This is a genomic window from Neptunomonas japonica DSM 18939, from assembly GCF_000422765.1.
In the GTDB taxonomy this organism is placed as follows: Bacteria; Pseudomonadota; Gammaproteobacteria; order Pseudomonadales; family Balneatricaceae; genus Neptunomonas; species Neptunomonas japonica.
The window spans coordinates 83,810-100,530 of the sequence record NZ_AUGR01000001.1; the positions used below are offsets into that span (position 1 = coordinate 83,810).

Consider the following 16,721-nt stretch of genomic DNA (forward strand, 5'->3'; position numbering starts at 1 on the left):
CATGGTTGTGGGTGAGTGACGGTTTAAAGGTTGAGCACAATGCTCAAATAACCGGCTGCAAGCATCAAGCACAAGGGAGCAAAATAGTGCCGATCAAGTGACTTGAAAGGTTGAGTTCTGGGGAGGTTGGGTAGTGCATAAGAGGATAGCCCGCGCAGAAAGAAAACGGCAAAAAGAACCCACATTGACGTTAACCTGCACCATTCAGGTAGAGGAAGAGATATTACGTTGATGACCCATAAAGGCAGTACGGCCGCTGCCAATATCAGTAGTGCAACGAGCGCCGTGAGCCCCATACCTGGTGAGGCCTTGCCTGAGTCAACGCCAGCGACTGTACGAGCAAACTGTTTAGGGTCTTTGACTGGCCAAGTGCTGCCACTGGCCCACAGAAAATGTAGAGCCGAGACTCCAGCTAAAACGATAAACACTAGCCAAGCGATGAAAAGAATCATATCTATCTCCAGTTTCACGTGCTTCCATACGGTTACGTATGGTGCGGTAAACACTTGTTGCTGTCAATACGCTAGCGTATGGTTGAATAATGGAAGATAAACAACGATTAGATAAAATTGCTTGGATCAACGCGGGCTTCAGAGCGCTTTGTGTGAATGGGCCTGCGGCGTTAAAGGCTGAGTCTTTGGCGCGAGAGCTGGGCGTAAGCAAAGGCTCTTTTTATTGGCACTTTGCCAACTTGGCTGCCTTTCGAGAGGCAATGATAGGACACTGGGTGTCGGTGGCGACAAGAGGCATTATTGAGTTTGTCGAAGCGCATAGCAAAGACCCAGATGAACGTTTGCGGTATTTGGTGTATTTGTCGACTGAGCCGCCACCTGAGGCAGTTGGAGGTCGTGGGGCGGAAGGGGCTATTCGTTGCTGGGGTCGAGCTGATCCAGAGGTGGCGGAACACTTGCGTGCAGTGGACGCTACTCGGCTCGACTTTTGTTCAGAGCAGTTTTTGCAGCTCAATTTCAGCGCTGCAGAGGCGCGGTTACGGGGGCGACTGCTGTATGCTTCTTTGATTGGTTTAGAGGACCTTGATCAGTCAGGGCTGGCAGTGTTGCGCGATGATTTACAGGCATCCTTGGATGTTTTGTTGTAGGGGCCTTGTTTAGTGATATCGTGAATGCTGCGTTTGTTTATAAAAGTGCATCTTGACCCATAGACTTATGCCGTACCATACTTTTACCTATAGATTTTAGACGTGGTTAATCACATATGCCTTTTCACTTGTTCCATCTTGAAGCGGGCAGTAGCCGAACATTGCAGCAGCAGATTCGCTCTCAGCTGACAGCGGCTATTTTGAATGGCAATATTCCTGTGGATATGGCGCTGCCTTCAAGCCGTAAATTGTCTGAATTACTCGGTGTTTCGCGTAATACAGTCATTCGTGTTTATGAGTTGATGCTCAGTGAGAATGTTATTATTTCGCGTGAACGCAGTGGTTACTACATCAACCCAGAATACCGTGCTCAAGCAGCCCTTCCTCGCAGTGAGGCGAGTGGCGATGATCAAGTTAATTGGCAACGATTTTTGCACCAAAAACCCAGTGAACAGCGCAACATTGTTAAACAAAGCCACTGGCAGCGTTACTCCTACCCCTTTGTTTATGGACAGTTCGATCCACAAAGCTTTCCTGTACAGCAGTGGCGAGAGTGTTGCCGCGATTCTGTCACCGAAGCAGCTGTAGGAAATTGGGCATCTGATCAGCTAATGGACGATCCTATGTTGATTGAGCATATTCAATCACATATTTTGCCCAGACGCGGTATATGGGCTAAGCCTGAGCAAATCTTGATTACGGTCGGGGCGCAGCATGCTATTTATCTCGTCTCAGAGCTAGTGTTACGACCTGGCGATACGTTTGGCATTGAAGACCCTTGTTATGTGGATGTACGTAATATCGCAGCTGCTCGCCCAGCAAACGTTGTGCCTATCCCGTTAGATGATGAGGGTTTGGTGGTAGATGAGCGGTTGTCTGAGTGTGATTGCATCTATGTTACGCCGAGCCATCAATTTCCCACGACGGTAACGATGACATTGGAGCGCCGTAAGCAGCTCTTATTGAAAGCGGCTGAAGATGATTTTTTGATTATTGAAGATGATTACGAAGCCGAAGCTAACTTCACGGGTACGCCGTGTCCCGCATTAAAAAGCATAGATCATGCTGGGCGAGTTATTTATGTAGGTAGCTTTTCTAAAACCTTGGCGCCAGGCTTGCGATTGGGCTACATGGTTGCAGACGAGGCGCTGATTAAAGAGGCGCATGCCTTGCGCCGCCTAATGCTTCGTCAAGCACCGATGAATAATCAGCGTACGGTTGCACTATTTATTGCGCGGGGCTATTACGATGCACTCATTAATCGTCAGAGCCTGATGTATAAAGAGCGTTGGCATCTCATGCGAGAAGCATTGGCCCGACACCTTCCTAATAGTACTAACCCACCTACATTTGGAGGTTCTTCATACTGGATTGAAGGGCCGACTGAACTGGATTCTAGGAAACTATCTGAGCTGGCTAGAGCGGACAGTATTCTCATTGAACCAGGAGAAATTTATTACGCGAAGGCTCCGCTACTCAATTGTTTTAAGTTGGGGTATAGCTCGATCGCATCAGACAAAATTGAACCTGGTATCGATCGGTTAGCGCAATTAATTAACAGTCATTGGGGCAGTAGTTAAACGAAAATGGGTTGTTTTGGTGTGATTTTTAACCGATAGGGTATGTTATCTGGTTCCTTTTTCATTCTAAGGTGTGATACCAGCTATTAGGGTTAAGTGAATCAACTGGTTCTCTGCGCTCAGCCAATAGCCCCATACACTGGGGCTATTCTGAAATGGCGATACTATCGATGGTTGTTGAAAATACAGCCTCAGCATAGTTCGCTGAACGTATGAGGCTTGGTTACCATGAGTGCAACGACCCCCTATTACAAAATTCGTGATTTTATTAATGGCGAATGGATTGAAAACCACACGCTTGAAACTGCACCACTTTACAACCCATCGACTGGGGCGGTACTGGGTGAAGTTCCTTTAGGTAACGAGGAGTCTTCTCGTGCAGCTACCGCTGCTGCGGCTGAAGCTTATCCTGCATGGCGTGATACTCCTCTGCCTAAGCGTATGGATTATATTTTTGCTATGCATTCAGCTATGGTCGAGCGCAAAGAAAGCCTTGCTCAAGCCATTGCTGTTGACCAAGCAAAGCATATCGCAGAAGCCCGAGGTGAAGTGCAACGCGTTATTGAAATTATACAGATGGCTTGTACTATTCCTGCTTTGATTCAGGGTGAAACAGTTCCTAGTATCGCTAATAATATCAGTGGCCGTATTATCAAGGCGCCAATGGGAGTCTTTTGTGGTGTTGCGCCGTTTAACTTTCCTGCGCTGGTATTTGGTTGGTTTATTCCGTTTGCTATTGGTGTTGGGAACACCTTTGTTTATAAGCCATCGACTGAGTCGCCGTTGTTCATGCAAGGAATTATGGAGCTATTAACCGTTATTGGTTTACCTAAAGGTGTGGTTAACATCGTGCACGGTGATCGTGAGGTTGTCGAAGCTTGGTATGACGATGAGAATGTCACTGGTGTTTGTTTGGTGGGCTCTACACCCACAGCAAAAGCGATAGCGCAAGGCTGCGGGCGTAACGGTAAAAAAACTATGCTGCTTGGTGGTGCTAAGAATTTCTTGGCAGTGATGGATGATGCACCGATGGAGCTACTTGTTGAGAATGTTTTGATGTCCGGCTATGGGTCGGCTGGCCAGCGTTGCTTAGCGGTATCTAACATTGCTTGCGTTCCCGAAATTCACGATGAATTTGTTGCACGTCTATTAGAAGCTTCAGAAAAGGTGACAGTAGGGGATGCTATGGATCCTGATGTTTTCATGGGGCCTGTGATTTCTAAAGCGGCAAAAGAGCGTATCGAGAAATACATTCAAATTGGTCTGGATGAAGGCGCTACTCTTCTTTTGGATGGGCGTAATCCTACAGTTTCTGCCGATAATCAAGATGGATATTACGTTGGTCCAACGATATTTACAGATGTAACTCCTTGTATGCAAATCGCGAAAGAAGAGATCTTTGGGCCTGTGCTAAGCATTATGAAAGTAGGTTGCATCGACGGTGCATTACGGATGATTAAGAACCATCCGATGGGTAATGGTGCCTGTATCTTTACTCAAAATGCATACAACATTGAAAAGTTCATCAATGCAGCGGATGTTGGCATGGTTGGCGTTAACGTAGGTATTTGTGCCCCTCATCCTTATATGCCATTTGGTGGTATCAAAGATTCATTGGTAGGTAACAACAAAGTACAGGGTAAAGAAGGTATCAATTTCTTTACGCAAAACAAGGTAGCTACCGTACGTGTAGTCGACCCTAAAGAGGGGCAGGTTGCTGCGCCTGCATCAACAAACAGTGATGTTCGAAGTTGTGTTGCTAGTTAGTAAGCCTGTGTAACCTCCATTGGCTGATCAATCGATCGGCCTTTTTTGTGTTCATAATTTGAAAAACCATCTGATAAATAAAATTTATCAGATGTAACAATTATTTTCCATTAGACACGGGGCTACTTTACAGAGCAAGCTATGCTGATCTCAAAGTAGTTTAAAAAGTAAACAGATTAGAGGCATGCTATGGACGTTAATATCTCTCCCTACGACCTTCGTCAGTTAATTCGCAGTGGTGAATTTACAGGTAATACCTCCGGTTATTCACAAGGTTTTGTTCAGGGTAATTTGGCGATTATGCCAAAAGAGTGGGCGAACGATTTTTTACAGTTTTGCCAGCTTAATCCTAAACCTTGTCCAGTTATTGGTATGTCCTCAAACCCTGGTGACTTTTTATTACCTGATCTGGGTAAAGACCTAGACATCCGTAGTGATATTCCACGCTACCGTATTTATGAAAATGGCCTTCTTACTCAAGAAGTAACAGATGTCTGTGAATTTTGGCGTGATGACCTAGTCACTTTTCTTCTGGGGTGTTCTTTCTCATTTGAAGAGTCATTGATTGCAGATGGCCTAGAAGTGCGCAATATCACTGAAGGTGTCAACGTGCCTATGTATCGAACTAATATTGACTGTCGTCCTGCTGGACGCTTCAGTGGTACGACGGTGGTAAGCATGCGGCCAATGAAACCAAAAGATGCGATTCGTGCGATTCAAATTTGTACACGCTTCCCGTCCGTACATGGTGCACCGCTGCACTTTGGTAACCCTGCTGATATTGGTATCGATGATATTAACCAGCCTGATTTTGGGGATGCGGTAACGATCAAAGAAGGTGAAGTGCCAGTATTTTGGGCATGTGGTGTTACGCCTCAAGTGGCGATAGAGCAAGCACGCCCATCTTTCTGTATTACTCACAGCCCTGGCCACATGTTGGTTACGGATATTCCTAACAGTCATCTGGCGATTATGTAATTGCTGCTGGGAGAATGACAATGTCTTTGAAATTGAACTGTGATTTAGGTGAAAGCTTAGGTTCCTGGAAAATGGGGATGGATGATGCGGTAATGCCGCATATTGATCAGGCTAATATTGCGTGTGGTTTTCATGCGGGCGACCCGCTTGTTATGCAGAAAACGCTACAGCTTGCTAAAACACATGGCGTTAGTATTGGTGCTCATCCGGGTTACCCCGACCTAGTAGGGTTTGGACGTCGATCTATTAAAGCCAGTGATGCTGAAATTCAAGCGCTGATGTTATATCAGATTTCTGCTTTAGATGGCATGGCAGCGTCCATGGGGTTGTCTCTGGCGTATGTGAAACCACATGGTGCTTTATATAACGACATGATGGCTGACGAAGCGGTACGTAAAAGTATCATGCAAGCGGTTGCTAGTTATCACCGTCCCATTGTATTGATGTTGCAGGGCACGCCTGATGCGGTAAAACACCGTGCTGAAGCAGCTCAGTGGGGGTTGAACCTGTGGTTTGAAGCCTTCGCTGATCGTTGTTATGCCGATGATGGCAAGCTGCTGTCTCGTACAAAAGAAGGTGCGGTGCATAACCGAGAAAAAATGTTGGCGCAGGTTATTCAGTTGGCTAACACCGGTACGGTTACCAGTGTTAGCGGTCATACCTTAAACCTGCATGCTGATACCTTATGTGTGCATGGTGATAATCTTGCCGGCGTGCAAGCTATCGAGGAGATTCGTCAATTGATCTCTACAGATAATGATTCTGGAACGACAGCAAAATGAACGTTGAAATTGCAGGCGAAAACTCCCTGATTATCTATTTTGGCGAAACCACTGATCCTCTTGTGTCGGCTCAAGTACAGCAAGCCGCTGCAAGGTTAGAGATAGTGATGGCTGACACCTTGATAGATATGGTGCCTTCATATGCATCGCTGTTGGTGATTTATGATCAGCACAAAACTGACCATTATGCAGTGCGTCGTCATATTCGTGAAACACTTGCACAGCTTGGCCATGCGGAGCAGCAAGCCGGTCAGGTTGTCACACTGCCCGTCTATTACAGTGCAGAGTCAGGCCCTGATCTTGAGACTTTGGCAGAGAATGCAAAACTGACGGTAGCTGAAGTAATAAAGATTCATAGTGAGATGGAATACCGCGTGTATGCCATCGGCTTTGCGCCAGGCTTTGCTTATTTAGGTGAAGTTGATCCTCGTATTGCTGCTGCTCGTCTAAGTACGCCTCGCCTTAAGGTACCGCGTGGTGCTGTGGCTATTGCTGACCGCCAGACGGCGGTATACCCAGCAGTATCTCCGGGCGGCTGGAACCTGATTGGATTGTGTCCAACGCGCATGTTTAATCCTGAAGCGGATCCTACGATGCCTGTACAGGTCGGAGATCGCGTACGCTTTTCGCCGATTGAGCGCGCTGAGTTTTTGGCATTGGGAGGTGAGCTATGAGTGGTTTTTTAGTTAAGCAACCTGGCTTGCTAACCCTTATCCAAGATGCAGGGCGTTATGGTCAGCATCGCATCGGCCTGACGACCGGAGGGCCGTTGGATGGTGAAGCATTTAAATGGGCTAACCGCCTGTGCGGTAATGAACTCGATGCAACGGGTTTGGAAGTAAGTATTGGCGGGCTTGTGCTTGAGGCTCAAGTTGATACTGCTCTGGCTGTTACTGGCGCAGACATGCCTTTCAAGATTAATGGTCAAGATGTAGCTCGCTGGTGTACTCATAAGGTAAACGCTGGCGACAAAATTGAATTGGGATTTGCTACTTCGGGCTCGCGTGCTTATTTGACGGTAGCGGGTGGCTTTAATGTAGATCAGAGTTTTTCCAGTACAGCTACGGTTACGCGTGAAGCTGTCGGCGGATTGAGTGGCGATAAACTTAAGCAAGGTGATCTATTGCCTTGTCAGGCACATCGCCCGACTGCTCTTTGGGCATTGCCTGAATCTGAGCAACCCGACTATAACTCTGATGTCACTTTACGCGTGATTCTGGGCTATCAGCACCAAACATTTGACAGTGTGCAGCAGCGCTTATTCTTTTCCAGTGAATATGCGTTATCTAGCCGCGCTGATCGCATGGGGTTTCGTTTAGAAGGGCAGCCGGTAAAGTCCCAACTTAACGGTATTCTTTCTGAAGGGATTTGTCATGGTGCTATTCAAATTCCTGCTGATGGGCAGCCTATTGTCCTCTTAAATGATCGCCAGACTATTGGTGGTTACCCAAAAATTGGTTCCGTTATTTCGCGTGATACTGCTCAATTATCACAAAGAATGCCAGGGGCGAAGATCCGTTTTGAAGAGATTAGCCTGGAGAAGGCTCACAACATCAATTGCTTGGCTCAGCGACGATTTATCAACACGTCGTTACAGCAAATAGCCTGAGCTTGACCCTAATTCCGGAGAATAATAAATGACTAATCAATGTAGATTAAATGAAGCGGCTTTGAGCTTGCAGGTTGAAGATGCGCTAGTGGCAAGAAACTTACGCGGTATGAAAACGGTACAGCCTGCCTTGCAGACAGGTTATTACTTGCGTGCTGCGCGTATCCTTAATAAATGTAAAGGGCATGTATTGATTGGTACCGGGTTTCCAGTGATTGATACCTTCGAAACCGATGGCCCTGTGGGTGCAATTGCGCTTTATAATGCGTTAGAAACCTTAGGAGCAACCCCTGTTATTGTTTGTGGTCCTCCTGTATCTCAGGCTTTGATGAAAAATTACCGCGTCCATGAGATCCGTGTTGGTGAGCACCAAGAACGTATGTTAGAAGCGTTTAAGGCTTTGTACCACTTCCAACCCGATGCTGTGTTATCTATCGAACGCCCTGGACAAGCAGCAGATGGCGGTTATTACAACATGCGTGGCGAAAGCATCAGCGAGCGTACGGCATGCTTTGATACCTTTATCAACAATGCGAAGTGCCCAACGATTGGTATTGGTGATGGCGGTAATGAAATTGGCATGGGTAATATTACCGATGCGTTGAAAGATTTGGATATTGTTTCGGCTACGACGCAAGTTGATGAGTTGTTGATTGCAGATGTCTCTAACTGGGGAGCCTATGGCATTATGGCCATGCTCAGTGTTATGAATGACATCGATTTGTTAGCGGCCGTTAAACCACGCGAAATTTTAGAATATCTTTCTGGCCTTGGCAGTGTCGATGGTGTTACACGACAAAATGAATTAACGGAAGATGGGTTAGACCCGTGTGAAGGTGAGGCGGTATTAGAGCAGCTTCGCCAGATCATCGGTATGCAGTAAGGCTTCTGGAACGCTGTTTATTTCCCAGTGCTAAGGTTTTTCGCTTGTGCTGGAAACTGCATAATAGCCCGGCTGCTATCTGCTAGTAAGCTGGGTAATGTTCGATCATCATCTAGCCGCCAACTGTAGCAAAAAGCTAATTCTGGTGGGGCAGTATCGATGGATAATGCAATAAGCTCTTTGTTTAGTAGAGCTTGCTCTACAAGAGGCCTTGGCAGTAGAGCTATGCCCACACCTTGGCGAATAAGGTTGAGCAAGTTAGCAACGGAGCTGCAGGTGTGGATGACGGGTTGCTCATTCAATGCGCTAAACAGCTGTTGTAAGTAATGCCAGGGGCGGCTGTCTCGAGGAAAGCTTAATATTGGCGATGTGGCTAGATCTTGCATTGTACAATTCGCTTTATCAGCAAGTGGGTTTTCGGGCGTGGCGACCCAGCATTGTGGATAACTACAAAGTGGGTCGACGACTAGATTGGGTGGGATGCTTTGTTCGGCAACCATCAATGCGAAATCAATCTGGTGGTTTTGTAGCTGGCGAATCAGTGTAGGGGTCACGTCACTGGTAAGCTCGAATGAGATCAGCGGATGCAGCTCCTGCCAATGTTTTAGTAATGCGGATAGCCATAAGTGCGCCAGCGTATCGGCAATACCGATGCGTAACGTGCCTTTTTGTGGTTTGTCGTGGTTGACCTGGGCCTTCATCTCTTGGCTAATGGCGATAAGTTTTTCTGCATAAGGTAAAAGCTGGCTCCCCCATGCCGTAATTTTTGTACCGCTTTTATCACGAATAAACAGCTGGACACCTAGCTCTTCTTCCAGCGCAATGATACGTGCGGAAATAGCAGGCTGGCTGGCATGAAGCTGCTGTGAAGCGGCATGAAAACTTCCAAGACGAGCTACTTTAATAAATGTAGAAAGGTTGCGTAGACGCATAGAATTTCTGAACACCATAAGAAGATGAATACTGTAGAGTATATTGCTACACCAAGCTGTTTAATAGAGCGAAGGCTTATGGAATGTTTGACAAGGCATTCAATTCAGCGCTCTTTCATTTACTAGGATATTCTTGTTAGGATGGATAATATTCTCTAATACTAACGTGAGTATTACGACTTTGGAGTGAACTTTTGGGTGGGTTTATTTTCTGTTCATAAATATTTTTTTAGACATAATACCTATTTTTTTGTTATTTTTAGGTGTTTTTTGTTTAATTGTTTGAGCGCTTGCAAAGAATTCACTTTATGTACTATAAACCGTCTTCAATTTTATTAACCAGTGAAGCAGTCTTGCTTTCAAGAACGTCTTCAACAAATACTCTGCAGACTTGGCAACCCTCATATTGGAACTGCCCTTCGTTCGTCCGCAAGTACCCATAGCAAGTACAATAAGAGGTAACTACATATGAGCATCGCATACTTAAACGGTGAATATCTTCCGTTAGAAGAGACCCGCATTTCACCGCTAGATCGCGGATTTTTGTTTGGTGATGGCATCTATGAAGTAATCCCATATTACAACGGCAAGTCTGTTGGTTTGCTGCCTCATATTGAGCGTATGATTGATGGCTTAGGGTCGATTGAAATCAAGTGCAAAAAATCTGTTGATGAATGGACAGTTCTTCTCGACGATCTGATTGTCCGCAACGAAGGCGCGACTAATAATCTAGGCGTGTATGTACATGTATCACGTGGTACAGATGTTAAGCGTTTTCATGCATATCCTGAAAATGTAGAACCGACTATTTTTTGTTTTACATTCGATATTAAAGATCCTGAGCCAGTTGACCGTGAAAAGGTACATGCTTACACAGTGACGACTTCAGAAGATCTTCGCTGGAAAAGATGTCATATCAAATCTACAGCACTGTTGGGTAATGTTATGCATTTTCAACAAGGTCATGCATCAGGTAATAGTGAGTGCTTGTTGTATAACGCTAATAATGAATTAACTGAAGGCAGTTCTGTCAATGCTTACATCGTTAAAGACGGTGTGGTTATTACGCCTATTCAAGACAATCAGATTTTGCCAGGTATTACGCGTCGCATTATCATTGATAGCCTTGTTGCTGATGGTTCAATCAAGGTTGAAGAACGTACAGTGACTATGGATGAAGTCTACAGCGCTGATGAAGTTTGGATCAGTAGCTCATCTAAAGAGATTGCTCCAATTACTCAGATCGACGGTAAAGCAGTGGGTAATGGAAAAGTAGGCCCTGTTTGGGAAGCTGCATTTCGTATCTACACGGATGCTAAATTCACTCACAGCTAAGCGTATGTGAATTAATTCTATGAGTTAAAAAAGCCCCGGTACTTGATAAGTATCCGGGGCTTTTTTGTTTTTAGTTTATCTAAAAAATACAGTTATCCCGAAATGTAGCTAAGCGGTATGACGGTGCTCCAGAGGATGACAGTAGTAACCATTAAACCTACCAATACACATAAGCCAACAGTCAGAACTGAAGATGCAAACAAAAATGCACGGTCTTCAGATATCTGCATAATGATAGGAACGCCAGTATAGAGGAGGTAAATACTATAGGTAAGCGCTGCTAATACCACCATGACGTTTAACCATAGCATAGGGTAAAGTCCTGCAAGACCGGATAAAAACATAGGTGTTGCAGTAAAGGTAGTTAATAGTAAGCAGTCCTCATAAGAGGCTTCTCCACCATAGGTTTTTTCCATCCAGCGTACTCCATACGCAATGAGGCCAACTGCAACCCACATGGCAAAGTAGAAAGCTATCGCAGCCATCATAGCGCTGGAGGTTTGTAATTTAACAAACTCACCTCCGGCTATGCTCCAGCCTATCTGTGTTGTACCAATAAATAATGATATCGCTGGTATAGCAGCTAATATGCTGATTTGCGCCATGAATACATGCGTTGCAGAGTAGTGCTCGTTTTTAATCATTCCCCACTCAGTTTTTGGGTGGTATAGAATGCCCATCATATGTTGAATAAACATGTGTATTCTCCCTTTGGCGTTATCGCCCGCCCGGGTGATACGCCTATCAGTTGCGTTTTCTCAATTGCAGTTTCCTTTATTACTACTTCAGGAATCTTTGATCCTTAAAATTCTATTTTGTGCCCGTTATTATCATGAAAAAAATGCATAGTAGTGATCAACAAGTAATATAACGAATAACAGCATGATGTAAGTGATGCTGTATTTGAACATGCCCATAGCTACTTTTTTGTCGTCGCTGTTGTACACCCACCAAGCCCATTGCATAAACCTAACATTCAGTGCGACTACGCCTATTAAATAAAGATCTCCACTCATTTTTGTAAGATAAGGGAAGGCAGTGGTAGCGACCATCAAGAGGGTATAGAGAATAATTTGTAACTTAGTAAAGGCTTCGCCATGGGTGACGGGAAGCATGGGAATGCCTGCTTTTTGATAATCTGCTTTGCGTGCAATACATAAAGCCCAAAAATGAGGGGGTGTCCAAGCAAAGATAATAAGCATCAATAATAGGCTATTGGGCTCGAGTACTCCTGTCACAGCAACCCAGCCAAGTAGAGGAGGGGCAGCACCAGCTACACCCCCAATCACAATGTTTTGCGGCGTAGCACGCTTTAGCCACATTGAATAAATGACGGCATAACCGATAAGTGACGCTAGCGTTAGCCATGCAGTAAGTGCATTTATAAAAAAGACCAATGACGCTATCCCTGCTACCCCAATCACAGCTGCAAACAACAGGGCTTGCTGGTGAGTGACCTTTCCTTGAGGGAGAGGGCGATGGCGTGTCCTTGCCATTTTTTCATCGATACGGCTATCCACAACATGATTAACAGCCGCCGCAGAGCATGAGGCCAGTCCTATGCCTGTAAGCCCCCAGAAGAGCGTACTAAAAGCGGGCAGTTCTGGGGTGGCTAAGCACATTCCAACCAGCGCTGTTAACAGCATTACCGCGACTACTTTTAATTTACAAAGGCCTAAATAATCCTGCCAATGTGAAGTCGCTTCGCTGCTGGGAGATTGAGTAATATGGCTAACCTGCTCTACGTTAGAGTGCTGCATAAGTGACTCCTCTTGATGAGAATCGGGTGCTACGTTGGTAAAGCCACAACATGGCAAGTAATAAGCTTACGGCTCCTGCATGATGCGCAGTTGCTAGTGGTAGTGGTACAGCCCAAATGACGTTTGCAATGCCTAAACCTGCTTGTGCTATCGCTAGTAGCAATACCAGTTGAACGGGGCGTTTAAATACGCCTGAAAGTTTGTGTAGGTTCCAGCTAAGCCATAGAAGGTAAGCTATTAGCAGTAACGCCATGCCGCGGTGTGTCATTTGAATGGCAGCACGGGCTTCTAGTGATAGCAGGCCGCCTTCATAATTTGCTTCAATGTCAGTGGAAAGCTCAAATCCACGTACAAAATCCAGTGTGGTCTCTGTGTCCTGGTTGCAAAGGATCCAATCAGAGCATGCCCAGCCAGCGTAGTTAGCACTGGTCCATCCGCCAAGTGCCAGCTGGAAAAAAAGAAGAATGACACCGATTAAAATTTTAAAGCGAGAGCTTGAGCAGGCTCTCAATGAGTGGTTTAGCTCAGATTTTTTAGAAACCGTCGAGCATGCAGCCGCTCTAACTCTTCGCAGTTTGGCTTGTAGCATGAAGAGCAGCGTTAAGGTGAGAAGGCCTCCCAGTAAATGCAGCGTCACAATGGGAGGTAAAAGCTTCAGAGTGACTGTCCACATGCCGAACAGTGCTTGTATAGCGACTAAAACGAGTAATGCTGGGGGTAAGTAGCCTAGAGATAATTCAGTATTGCGGTTTTTATAATTTAAGAGTGCGATGCCCAGTATGAATAAGCCCAGAGTGCCAGCTGCATAACGGTGCGTCATTTCTAACCAGCCTTTGTAGGTATCAATGGGTTGGTTTGGAAAAGCGCTTTGTAGTTGCTGCAGTTGCATGGGCTCGCTGGGTAGTATGAGTGATCCATAGCAGCCCGGCCAGTCCGGACAACCTAACCCTGCGTAATTTATGCGCGTCCAGCCGCCAAGCAATACTACCACTAGGGCAAGTAGTAGAGCTGAGTTGACTAGAATCGATAAATTACGCTGCATCATCTATTGTCCTGTCTTTTAGCCTATTCGTGAGACTTTTAATAAGCGCTTTAGGTCTTTTAATAGGTCTTTGGGTGTTTGTTCTAATGAGTATTGCAACACTAAGTTGCCATTGGGGTCTGCTAACCAAATGGCACTTCCCTGTTGGGGTAATTGCGCGTTGTTTACTTGGTTTTGTTGTGTGCTTTCAGCTGCCAATGCCCAGATAACCCTGCCTTTGTCTTTACCGAGTGCTTGGTTTACTTGTGGGAGTTGCTGTTGCCAATAAGCACAACGGTCAGTGCAGGCAGCTGTGCTGATCAGGAGTAATTGCCATTGGCCATTAGCGTCGTGCTTTTTTCCTGTAGGGTCTATTAGTTCCCAATCGCTTAATGTCACTCCGGGAGGTAATAACTCACCTCTTTGGCTGCTATTTGAGGGGGCGAATCCACTGAAATAAAGGAAAACGGCTAATAGCATAGGGCCTGCACCAAATAGCCAAATGAGCCAGAAACTAAGACGGTTCATGCCATGTTCTCCTTATTAGTGAGCACTTTTTTAGCTAGAACAGCACTACAAATTAACCAGGCTGCTGCTAATCCATACCATTGAACGGCATAACCGGTATGACGTTGTGGAGGTAATACAACAGGCTCCCAAGTGAGTGTAAGTTCGGGTAATACTTGCTTTGTCGGACGGTACAGCCATGCTGAAACAGGTGTATTGAGCGCAGCGGATATTTTATTTAGATCAAGGTGCTGAATTCGTTTGGGCCATCCTTGGGACCAGTGGTCTTCGCCAAGCAATAAAGGAGCCGAAGGTTTGTCAGCATAAGCGATGATGCTAGGTATGGCATTGGGAAGAGATAAAGCCGGAAGTGTGCGTCTATCGTCCCCTGCTGCTAACCAGCCTAAGCTGATGAGCCGAGTTTTTTTATTATTGCCTATTAAGGCTACGATGACTTCATACCCTACTTGCCCTTGCCAAGTACGGTTGTCTAGTAGGAAGTAGCGTTTACTTAGCGTGCCATTTAGCTCAACTTTGTCAAATAAACGAATGTAGGTGTTGTTGGCCTGCTTGGTTTCTCCGTGGGAAAACTGCAGCAAAAGCTGTTCTTTTTCAGCGGCTCGCTGTAATTGCCAGTTGCCTAAAAAAATGAGTAGTGAGCAGATAAGCACCGCCTGCAGAGTGAGAATCCACTTGAATAGATTTCGCTGCCGGTCTTTACTATTACTGTATCTGCATTGGAGGTCACTCATGATTAAGTTCCTACTTCTGCTACTATTTATTGGGGCCGTTGTTAGTTTATTTGGCGGCCTGTACTTCCTTATTCGGGACCAAGGTTCTTCCCGTCGTATTGTCTATTCCTTGTATCTGCGTGTACTGTTTTGCGTGTTGTTATTAGTACTGCTTGTATACGGGTTTTTTAGTGGTCAATTGGTTTCTCATGCTCCTTGGCTTTGATGCGAATCTAGTTATTCAGATTATTAAAATACGTAAACAAACAGAAACAAACCTACCCAAACTACATCAACAAAGTGCCAGTACCAGGCGACTGCTTCGTATCCAAAGTGACTATCCGGTGTGAAGTGGCCTTTTAGTACTCGCAACCAAATGATAATCAACATGAGTGTGCCTAACGTGACATGTAGTCCATGAAAACCGGTCAATATAAAGAAGGTGGCGCCGTAAATGCCTGAGTGTAGAGTGAGTCCAAGTTCTTGATAGGCTTCGATATATTCGGTGGCTTGGAAGAATAGAAAGATTATTCCTAAAATAATCGTTACGCCATGCCAGAGGATAAGCGCTGAGCGGCGTTGTGCTTTTAAAGCATGATGTGCCAGTGTAATAGTGAAGCTAGATGAGATAAGAATAGCGGTATTGAGGAGAGGCAAGTGCCAAGGGTCGATAACTGCGCTAGCGCCTGGGAATTGTTCCATATCAGGCGTGGTGAGTAATGGCCATTGAGCTTCAAATCCCTGCCACAGCATATTGCTGACGCCTTTCTCTCCTTCCCCTCCTAACCATGGAACAGCGAGTGTACGCACATAAAAAAGGGCACCGAAAAAGGCGACAAAGAACATGATTTCAGAAAAGATAAACCAGCTCATACCCCAGCGAAAAGATAGATCTGCCTGAGGGCTAAATTTTCCGTCGATACTTTCATTAATGACATGTCTAAACCAACCAATGAGTATTAAACTCATCATGAAAGCGCCTGCTAAAAGCAAAAGTAAGCCCGTATCTCCTGTTTGTGTTTTGAGCCCATTAATCAGGGTGCCAGCACCATAAGCCAACAAGAATAGGGCAATTGAGGCCAAAATCGGCCAGCGGCTTTGCGCGGGAACATAATAAGTCTCATGGCTCATAATGTGTGCCTCCCTGTGCTATTAGGTTGAGATGAGTTAGACGAGGTGTTGTTTTTAGCTATTTGCGTCGTGGTGATATCAAAGAGCGTGTAGGATAAAGTCACAGTGCTTATGTGGTCGGGAAGCTTAGGGTCGATGACAAATACCAGTGGCATCTCTTTTGTTTCTAAGCTGTTCAATGGTTGTCTATCAAAACAAAAGCAATTCACTTTATGCAGGTACTGCGCCGCTTCTGAAGGAGATACCGAAGGAATTGCCTGGGCTACCATCCTTTGTGTTGTGGGGTTATGTGCTAAATAAGCAGCATGTTTACTTTCACCCGGGTATACCTTCACAACAGGGGACAGTGCGCGAAAAGCCCACGGCATTGACTCATTATTAACCGCGATCATTTGTACGCGGACAATTCTGTTTTTATCACTACCTGCAGGTGCCACAGGGCCGGTATTCGTTACTTTGCCGTTTAGTCCAGTGATGCGACAAAAAACATCATAAAGTGGCACCAATGCAAAGCCAAAACCAAACATCAGTACGCAGCTAAATAGCAATGTGCGTACGATTGATCTGTTTTTTTGTTGAGTTGAGTTTATAGGCTTCATGAGAACA

The 16,721-nt window shown here is 45.5% G+C and carries 19 protein-coding genes; 10 read left to right on the forward strand and 9 right to left on the reverse strand.

Going from position 1 to position 16,721, the window contains the following annotated elements:
- Positions 1-23: 23 nt before the first annotated feature.
- A complete protein-coding gene (locus tag G511_RS0100425; RefSeq protein WP_028467849.1) occupies positions 24-452 on the reverse strand; it encodes a DUF3995 domain-containing protein in 429 nt (142 codons plus the stop codon).
- An 89-nt stretch (positions 453-541) separates the two neighbouring features.
- Between G511_RS0100425 and G511_RS21430 the strand changes: the two genes are divergently transcribed.
- The 8 genes from G511_RS21430 (at position 542) to G511_RS0100465 (ending at position 8,698) form a co-directional block, all read left to right on the forward strand.
- A complete protein-coding gene (locus G511_RS21430; protein ID WP_036550782.1) occupies positions 542-1,099 on the forward strand; it encodes a TetR/AcrR family transcriptional regulator in 558 nt (185 codons plus the stop codon).
- A 116-nt stretch (positions 1,100-1,215) separates the two neighbouring features.
- A complete protein-coding gene (gene pdxR / locus G511_RS0100435) occupies positions 1,216-2,679 on the forward strand; it encodes a MocR-like pyridoxine biosynthesis transcription factor PdxR (RefSeq protein ID WP_028467850.1) in 1,464 nt (487 codons plus the stop codon).
- Between the two features lie 228 nt (positions 2,680-2,907).
- Entirely contained in the window at positions 2,908-4,446 is a 1,539-nt protein-coding gene (gene mmsA, locus G511_RS0100440; RefSeq protein ID WP_028467851.1) for a CoA-acylating methylmalonate-semialdehyde dehydrogenase, read from the forward strand.
- Between the two features lie 189 nt (positions 4,447-4,635).
- Positions 4,636-5,424, forward strand: a complete 789-nt coding sequence (locus G511_RS0100445) for a putative hydro-lyase (RefSeq protein ID WP_028467852.1) — start codon at positions 4,636-4,638, stop codon at positions 5,422-5,424.
- A gap of 20 nt (positions 5,425-5,444) precedes the next feature.
- Entirely contained in the window at positions 5,445-6,206 is a 762-nt protein-coding gene (locus G511_RS0100450; RefSeq protein ID WP_036550784.1) for a 5-oxoprolinase subunit PxpA, read from the forward strand.
- A complete protein-coding gene (gene pxpB / locus G511_RS0100455) occupies positions 6,203-6,880 on the forward strand; it encodes a 5-oxoprolinase subunit PxpB (RefSeq protein WP_028467854.1) in 678 nt (225 codons plus the stop codon). The genes G511_RS0100450 and pxpB overlap by 4 nt, the downstream gene beginning before the upstream one ends.
- Complete coding sequence (locus tag G511_RS0100460) at positions 6,877-7,815, forward strand: 5-oxoprolinase subunit C family protein (RefSeq protein WP_028467855.1); 939 nt, start codon at positions 6,877-6,879, stop codon at positions 7,813-7,815. Before pxpB ends, G511_RS0100460 begins: the two co-directional genes overlap by 4 nt.
- A gap of 28 nt (positions 7,816-7,843) precedes the next feature.
- Positions 7,844-8,698 carry a DUF4392 domain-containing protein gene (locus G511_RS0100465; protein WP_028467856.1) on the forward strand — a complete coding sequence of 285 codons (855 nt, stop codon included), beginning with the start codon at positions 7,844-7,846 and terminating at the stop codon, positions 8,696-8,698.
- Between the two features lie 17 nt (positions 8,699-8,715).
- Here the strand turns inward: G511_RS0100465 and G511_RS0100470 are convergent, their stop codons facing one another.
- Positions 8,716-9,630, reverse strand: coding sequence for a LysR family transcriptional regulator (locus G511_RS0100470; RefSeq protein ID WP_028467857.1), 915 nt, complete (start codon positions 9,628-9,630; stop codon positions 8,716-8,718).
- Positions 9,631-10,098: 468 nt separating this feature from the next.
- Between G511_RS0100470 and G511_RS0100475 the strand changes: the two genes are divergently transcribed.
- Positions 10,099-10,965: an aminotransferase class IV gene (locus G511_RS0100475; RefSeq protein ID WP_028467858.1), complete on the forward strand. Its 867-nt coding sequence runs from the start codon at positions 10,099-10,101 to the stop codon at positions 10,963-10,965.
- Positions 10,966-11,057: 92 nt separating this feature from the next.
- On the opposite strand, the gene G511_RS0100480 is transcribed toward G511_RS0100475, so the two are convergent.
- From G511_RS0100480 to G511_RS0100500, 5 genes are all read right to left on the reverse strand, one after another.
- Positions 11,058-11,663, reverse strand: a complete 606-nt coding sequence (locus G511_RS0100480; RefSeq protein WP_028467859.1) for a Yip1 family protein — start codon at positions 11,661-11,663, stop codon at positions 11,058-11,060.
- A gap of 132 nt (positions 11,664-11,795) precedes the next feature.
- Positions 11,796-12,725, reverse strand: a complete 930-nt coding sequence (cyoE, locus tag G511_RS0100485; RefSeq protein WP_036550787.1) for a heme o synthase — start codon at positions 12,723-12,725, stop codon at positions 11,796-11,798.
- Positions 12,712-13,770 carry a COX15/CtaA family protein gene (locus G511_RS21435; RefSeq protein WP_051221348.1) on the reverse strand — a complete coding sequence of 353 codons (1,059 nt, stop codon included), beginning with the start codon at positions 13,768-13,770 and terminating at the stop codon, positions 12,712-12,714. Before G511_RS21435 ends, cyoE begins: the two co-directional genes overlap by 14 nt.
- A 15-nt stretch (positions 13,771-13,785) precedes the next feature.
- Positions 13,786-14,274: a hypothetical protein gene (locus G511_RS0100495; RefSeq protein ID WP_051221349.1), complete on the reverse strand. Its 489-nt coding sequence runs from the start codon at positions 14,272-14,274 to the stop codon at positions 13,786-13,788.
- Entirely contained in the window at positions 14,271-15,005 is a 735-nt protein-coding gene (locus tag G511_RS0100500; protein ID WP_028467862.1) for an SURF1 family protein, read from the reverse strand. The genes G511_RS0100495 and G511_RS0100500 overlap by 4 nt, the downstream gene beginning before the upstream one ends.
- On the opposite strand from G511_RS0100500, the gene G511_RS0100505 reads away from it, so the two are divergent.
- The gene (locus G511_RS0100505; RefSeq protein ID WP_028467863.1) at positions 15,004-15,210 is read left to right on the forward strand and encodes a DUF2909 family protein; all 207 of its coding nucleotides are present in this window, start codon (positions 15,004-15,006) and stop codon (positions 15,208-15,210) included. The two genes, G511_RS0100500 and G511_RS0100505, sit on opposite strands and share 2 nt — an antisense overlap.
- 23 nt (positions 15,211-15,233) lie before the next feature.
- On the opposite strand, the gene G511_RS0100510 is transcribed toward G511_RS0100505, so the two are convergent.
- Complete coding sequence (locus G511_RS0100510) at positions 15,234-16,115, reverse strand: cytochrome c oxidase subunit 3 (RefSeq protein WP_236591026.1); 882 nt, start codon at positions 16,113-16,115, stop codon at positions 15,234-15,236.
- Complete coding sequence (locus G511_RS21440) at positions 16,112-16,714, reverse strand: cytochrome c oxidase assembly protein (protein WP_051221351.1); 603 nt, start codon at positions 16,712-16,714, stop codon at positions 16,112-16,114. Before G511_RS21440 ends, G511_RS0100510 begins: the two co-directional genes overlap by 4 nt.
- Positions 16,715-16,721 lie beyond the last annotated feature (7 nt).

Excerpts from the sequence above, each read along its gene's own strand:
- G511_RS0100425 (WP_028467849.1), bottom strand. The coding sequence starts at position 452 with ATGATTCTTTTCATCGCTTGGCTAGTGTTTATCGTTTTAGCTGGAGTC.
- G511_RS21430 (WP_036550782.1), top strand. The coding sequence starts at position 542 with ATGGAAGATAAACAACGATTAGATAAAATTGCTTGGATCAACGCGGGC.
- pdxR (WP_028467850.1), top strand. The coding sequence starts at position 1,216 with ATGCCTTTTCACTTGTTCCATCTTGAAGCGGGCAGTAGCCGAACATTG.
- mmsA (WP_028467851.1), top strand. The coding sequence starts at position 2,908 with ATGAGTGCAACGACCCCCTATTACAAAATTCGTGATTTTATTAATGGC.
- G511_RS0100445 (WP_028467852.1), top strand. The coding sequence starts at position 4,636 with ATGGACGTTAATATCTCTCCCTACGACCTTCGTCAGTTAATTCGCAGT.
- G511_RS0100450 (WP_036550784.1), top strand. The coding sequence starts at position 5,445 with ATGTCTTTGAAATTGAACTGTGATTTAGGTGAAAGCTTAGGTTCCTGG.
- pxpB (WP_028467854.1), top strand. The coding sequence starts at position 6,203 with ATGAACGTTGAAATTGCAGGCGAAAACTCCCTGATTATCTATTTTGGC.
- G511_RS0100460 (WP_028467855.1), top strand. The coding sequence starts at position 6,877 with ATGAGTGGTTTTTTAGTTAAGCAACCTGGCTTGCTAACCCTTATCCAA.
- G511_RS0100465 (WP_028467856.1), top strand. The coding sequence starts at position 7,844 with ATGACTAATCAATGTAGATTAAATGAAGCGGCTTTGAGCTTGCAGGTT.
- G511_RS0100470 (WP_028467857.1), bottom strand. The coding sequence starts at position 9,630 with ATGCGTCTACGCAACCTTTCTACATTTATTAAAGTAGCTCGTCTTGGA.
- G511_RS0100475 (WP_028467858.1), top strand. The coding sequence starts at position 10,099 with ATGAGCATCGCATACTTAAACGGTGAATATCTTCCGTTAGAAGAGACC.
- G511_RS0100480 (WP_028467859.1), bottom strand. The coding sequence starts at position 11,663 with ATGTTTATTCAACATATGATGGGCATTCTATACCACCCAAAAACTGAG.
- cyoE (WP_036550787.1), bottom strand. The coding sequence starts at position 12,725 with ATGCAGCACTCTAACGTAGAGCAGGTTAGCCATATTACTCAATCTCCC.
- G511_RS21435 (WP_051221348.1), bottom strand. The coding sequence starts at position 13,770 with ATGATGCAGCGTAATTTATCGATTCTAGTCAACTCAGCTCTACTACTT.
- G511_RS0100495 (WP_051221349.1), bottom strand. The coding sequence starts at position 14,274 with ATGAACCGTCTTAGTTTCTGGCTCATTTGGCTATTTGGTGCAGGCCCT.
- G511_RS0100505 (WP_028467863.1), top strand. The coding sequence starts at position 15,004 with ATGATTAAGTTCCTACTTCTGCTACTATTTATTGGGGCCGTTGTTAGT.
- G511_RS0100500 (WP_028467862.1), bottom strand. The coding sequence starts at position 15,005 with ATGAGTGACCTCCAATGCAGATACAGTAATAGTAAAGACCGGCAGCGA.
- G511_RS0100510 (WP_236591026.1), bottom strand. The coding sequence starts at position 16,115 with ATGAGCCATGAGACTTATTATGTTCCCGCGCAAAGCCGCTGGCCGATT.
- G511_RS21440 (WP_051221351.1), bottom strand. The coding sequence starts at position 16,714 with ATGAAGCCTATAAACTCAACTCAACAAAAAAACAGATCAATCGTACGC.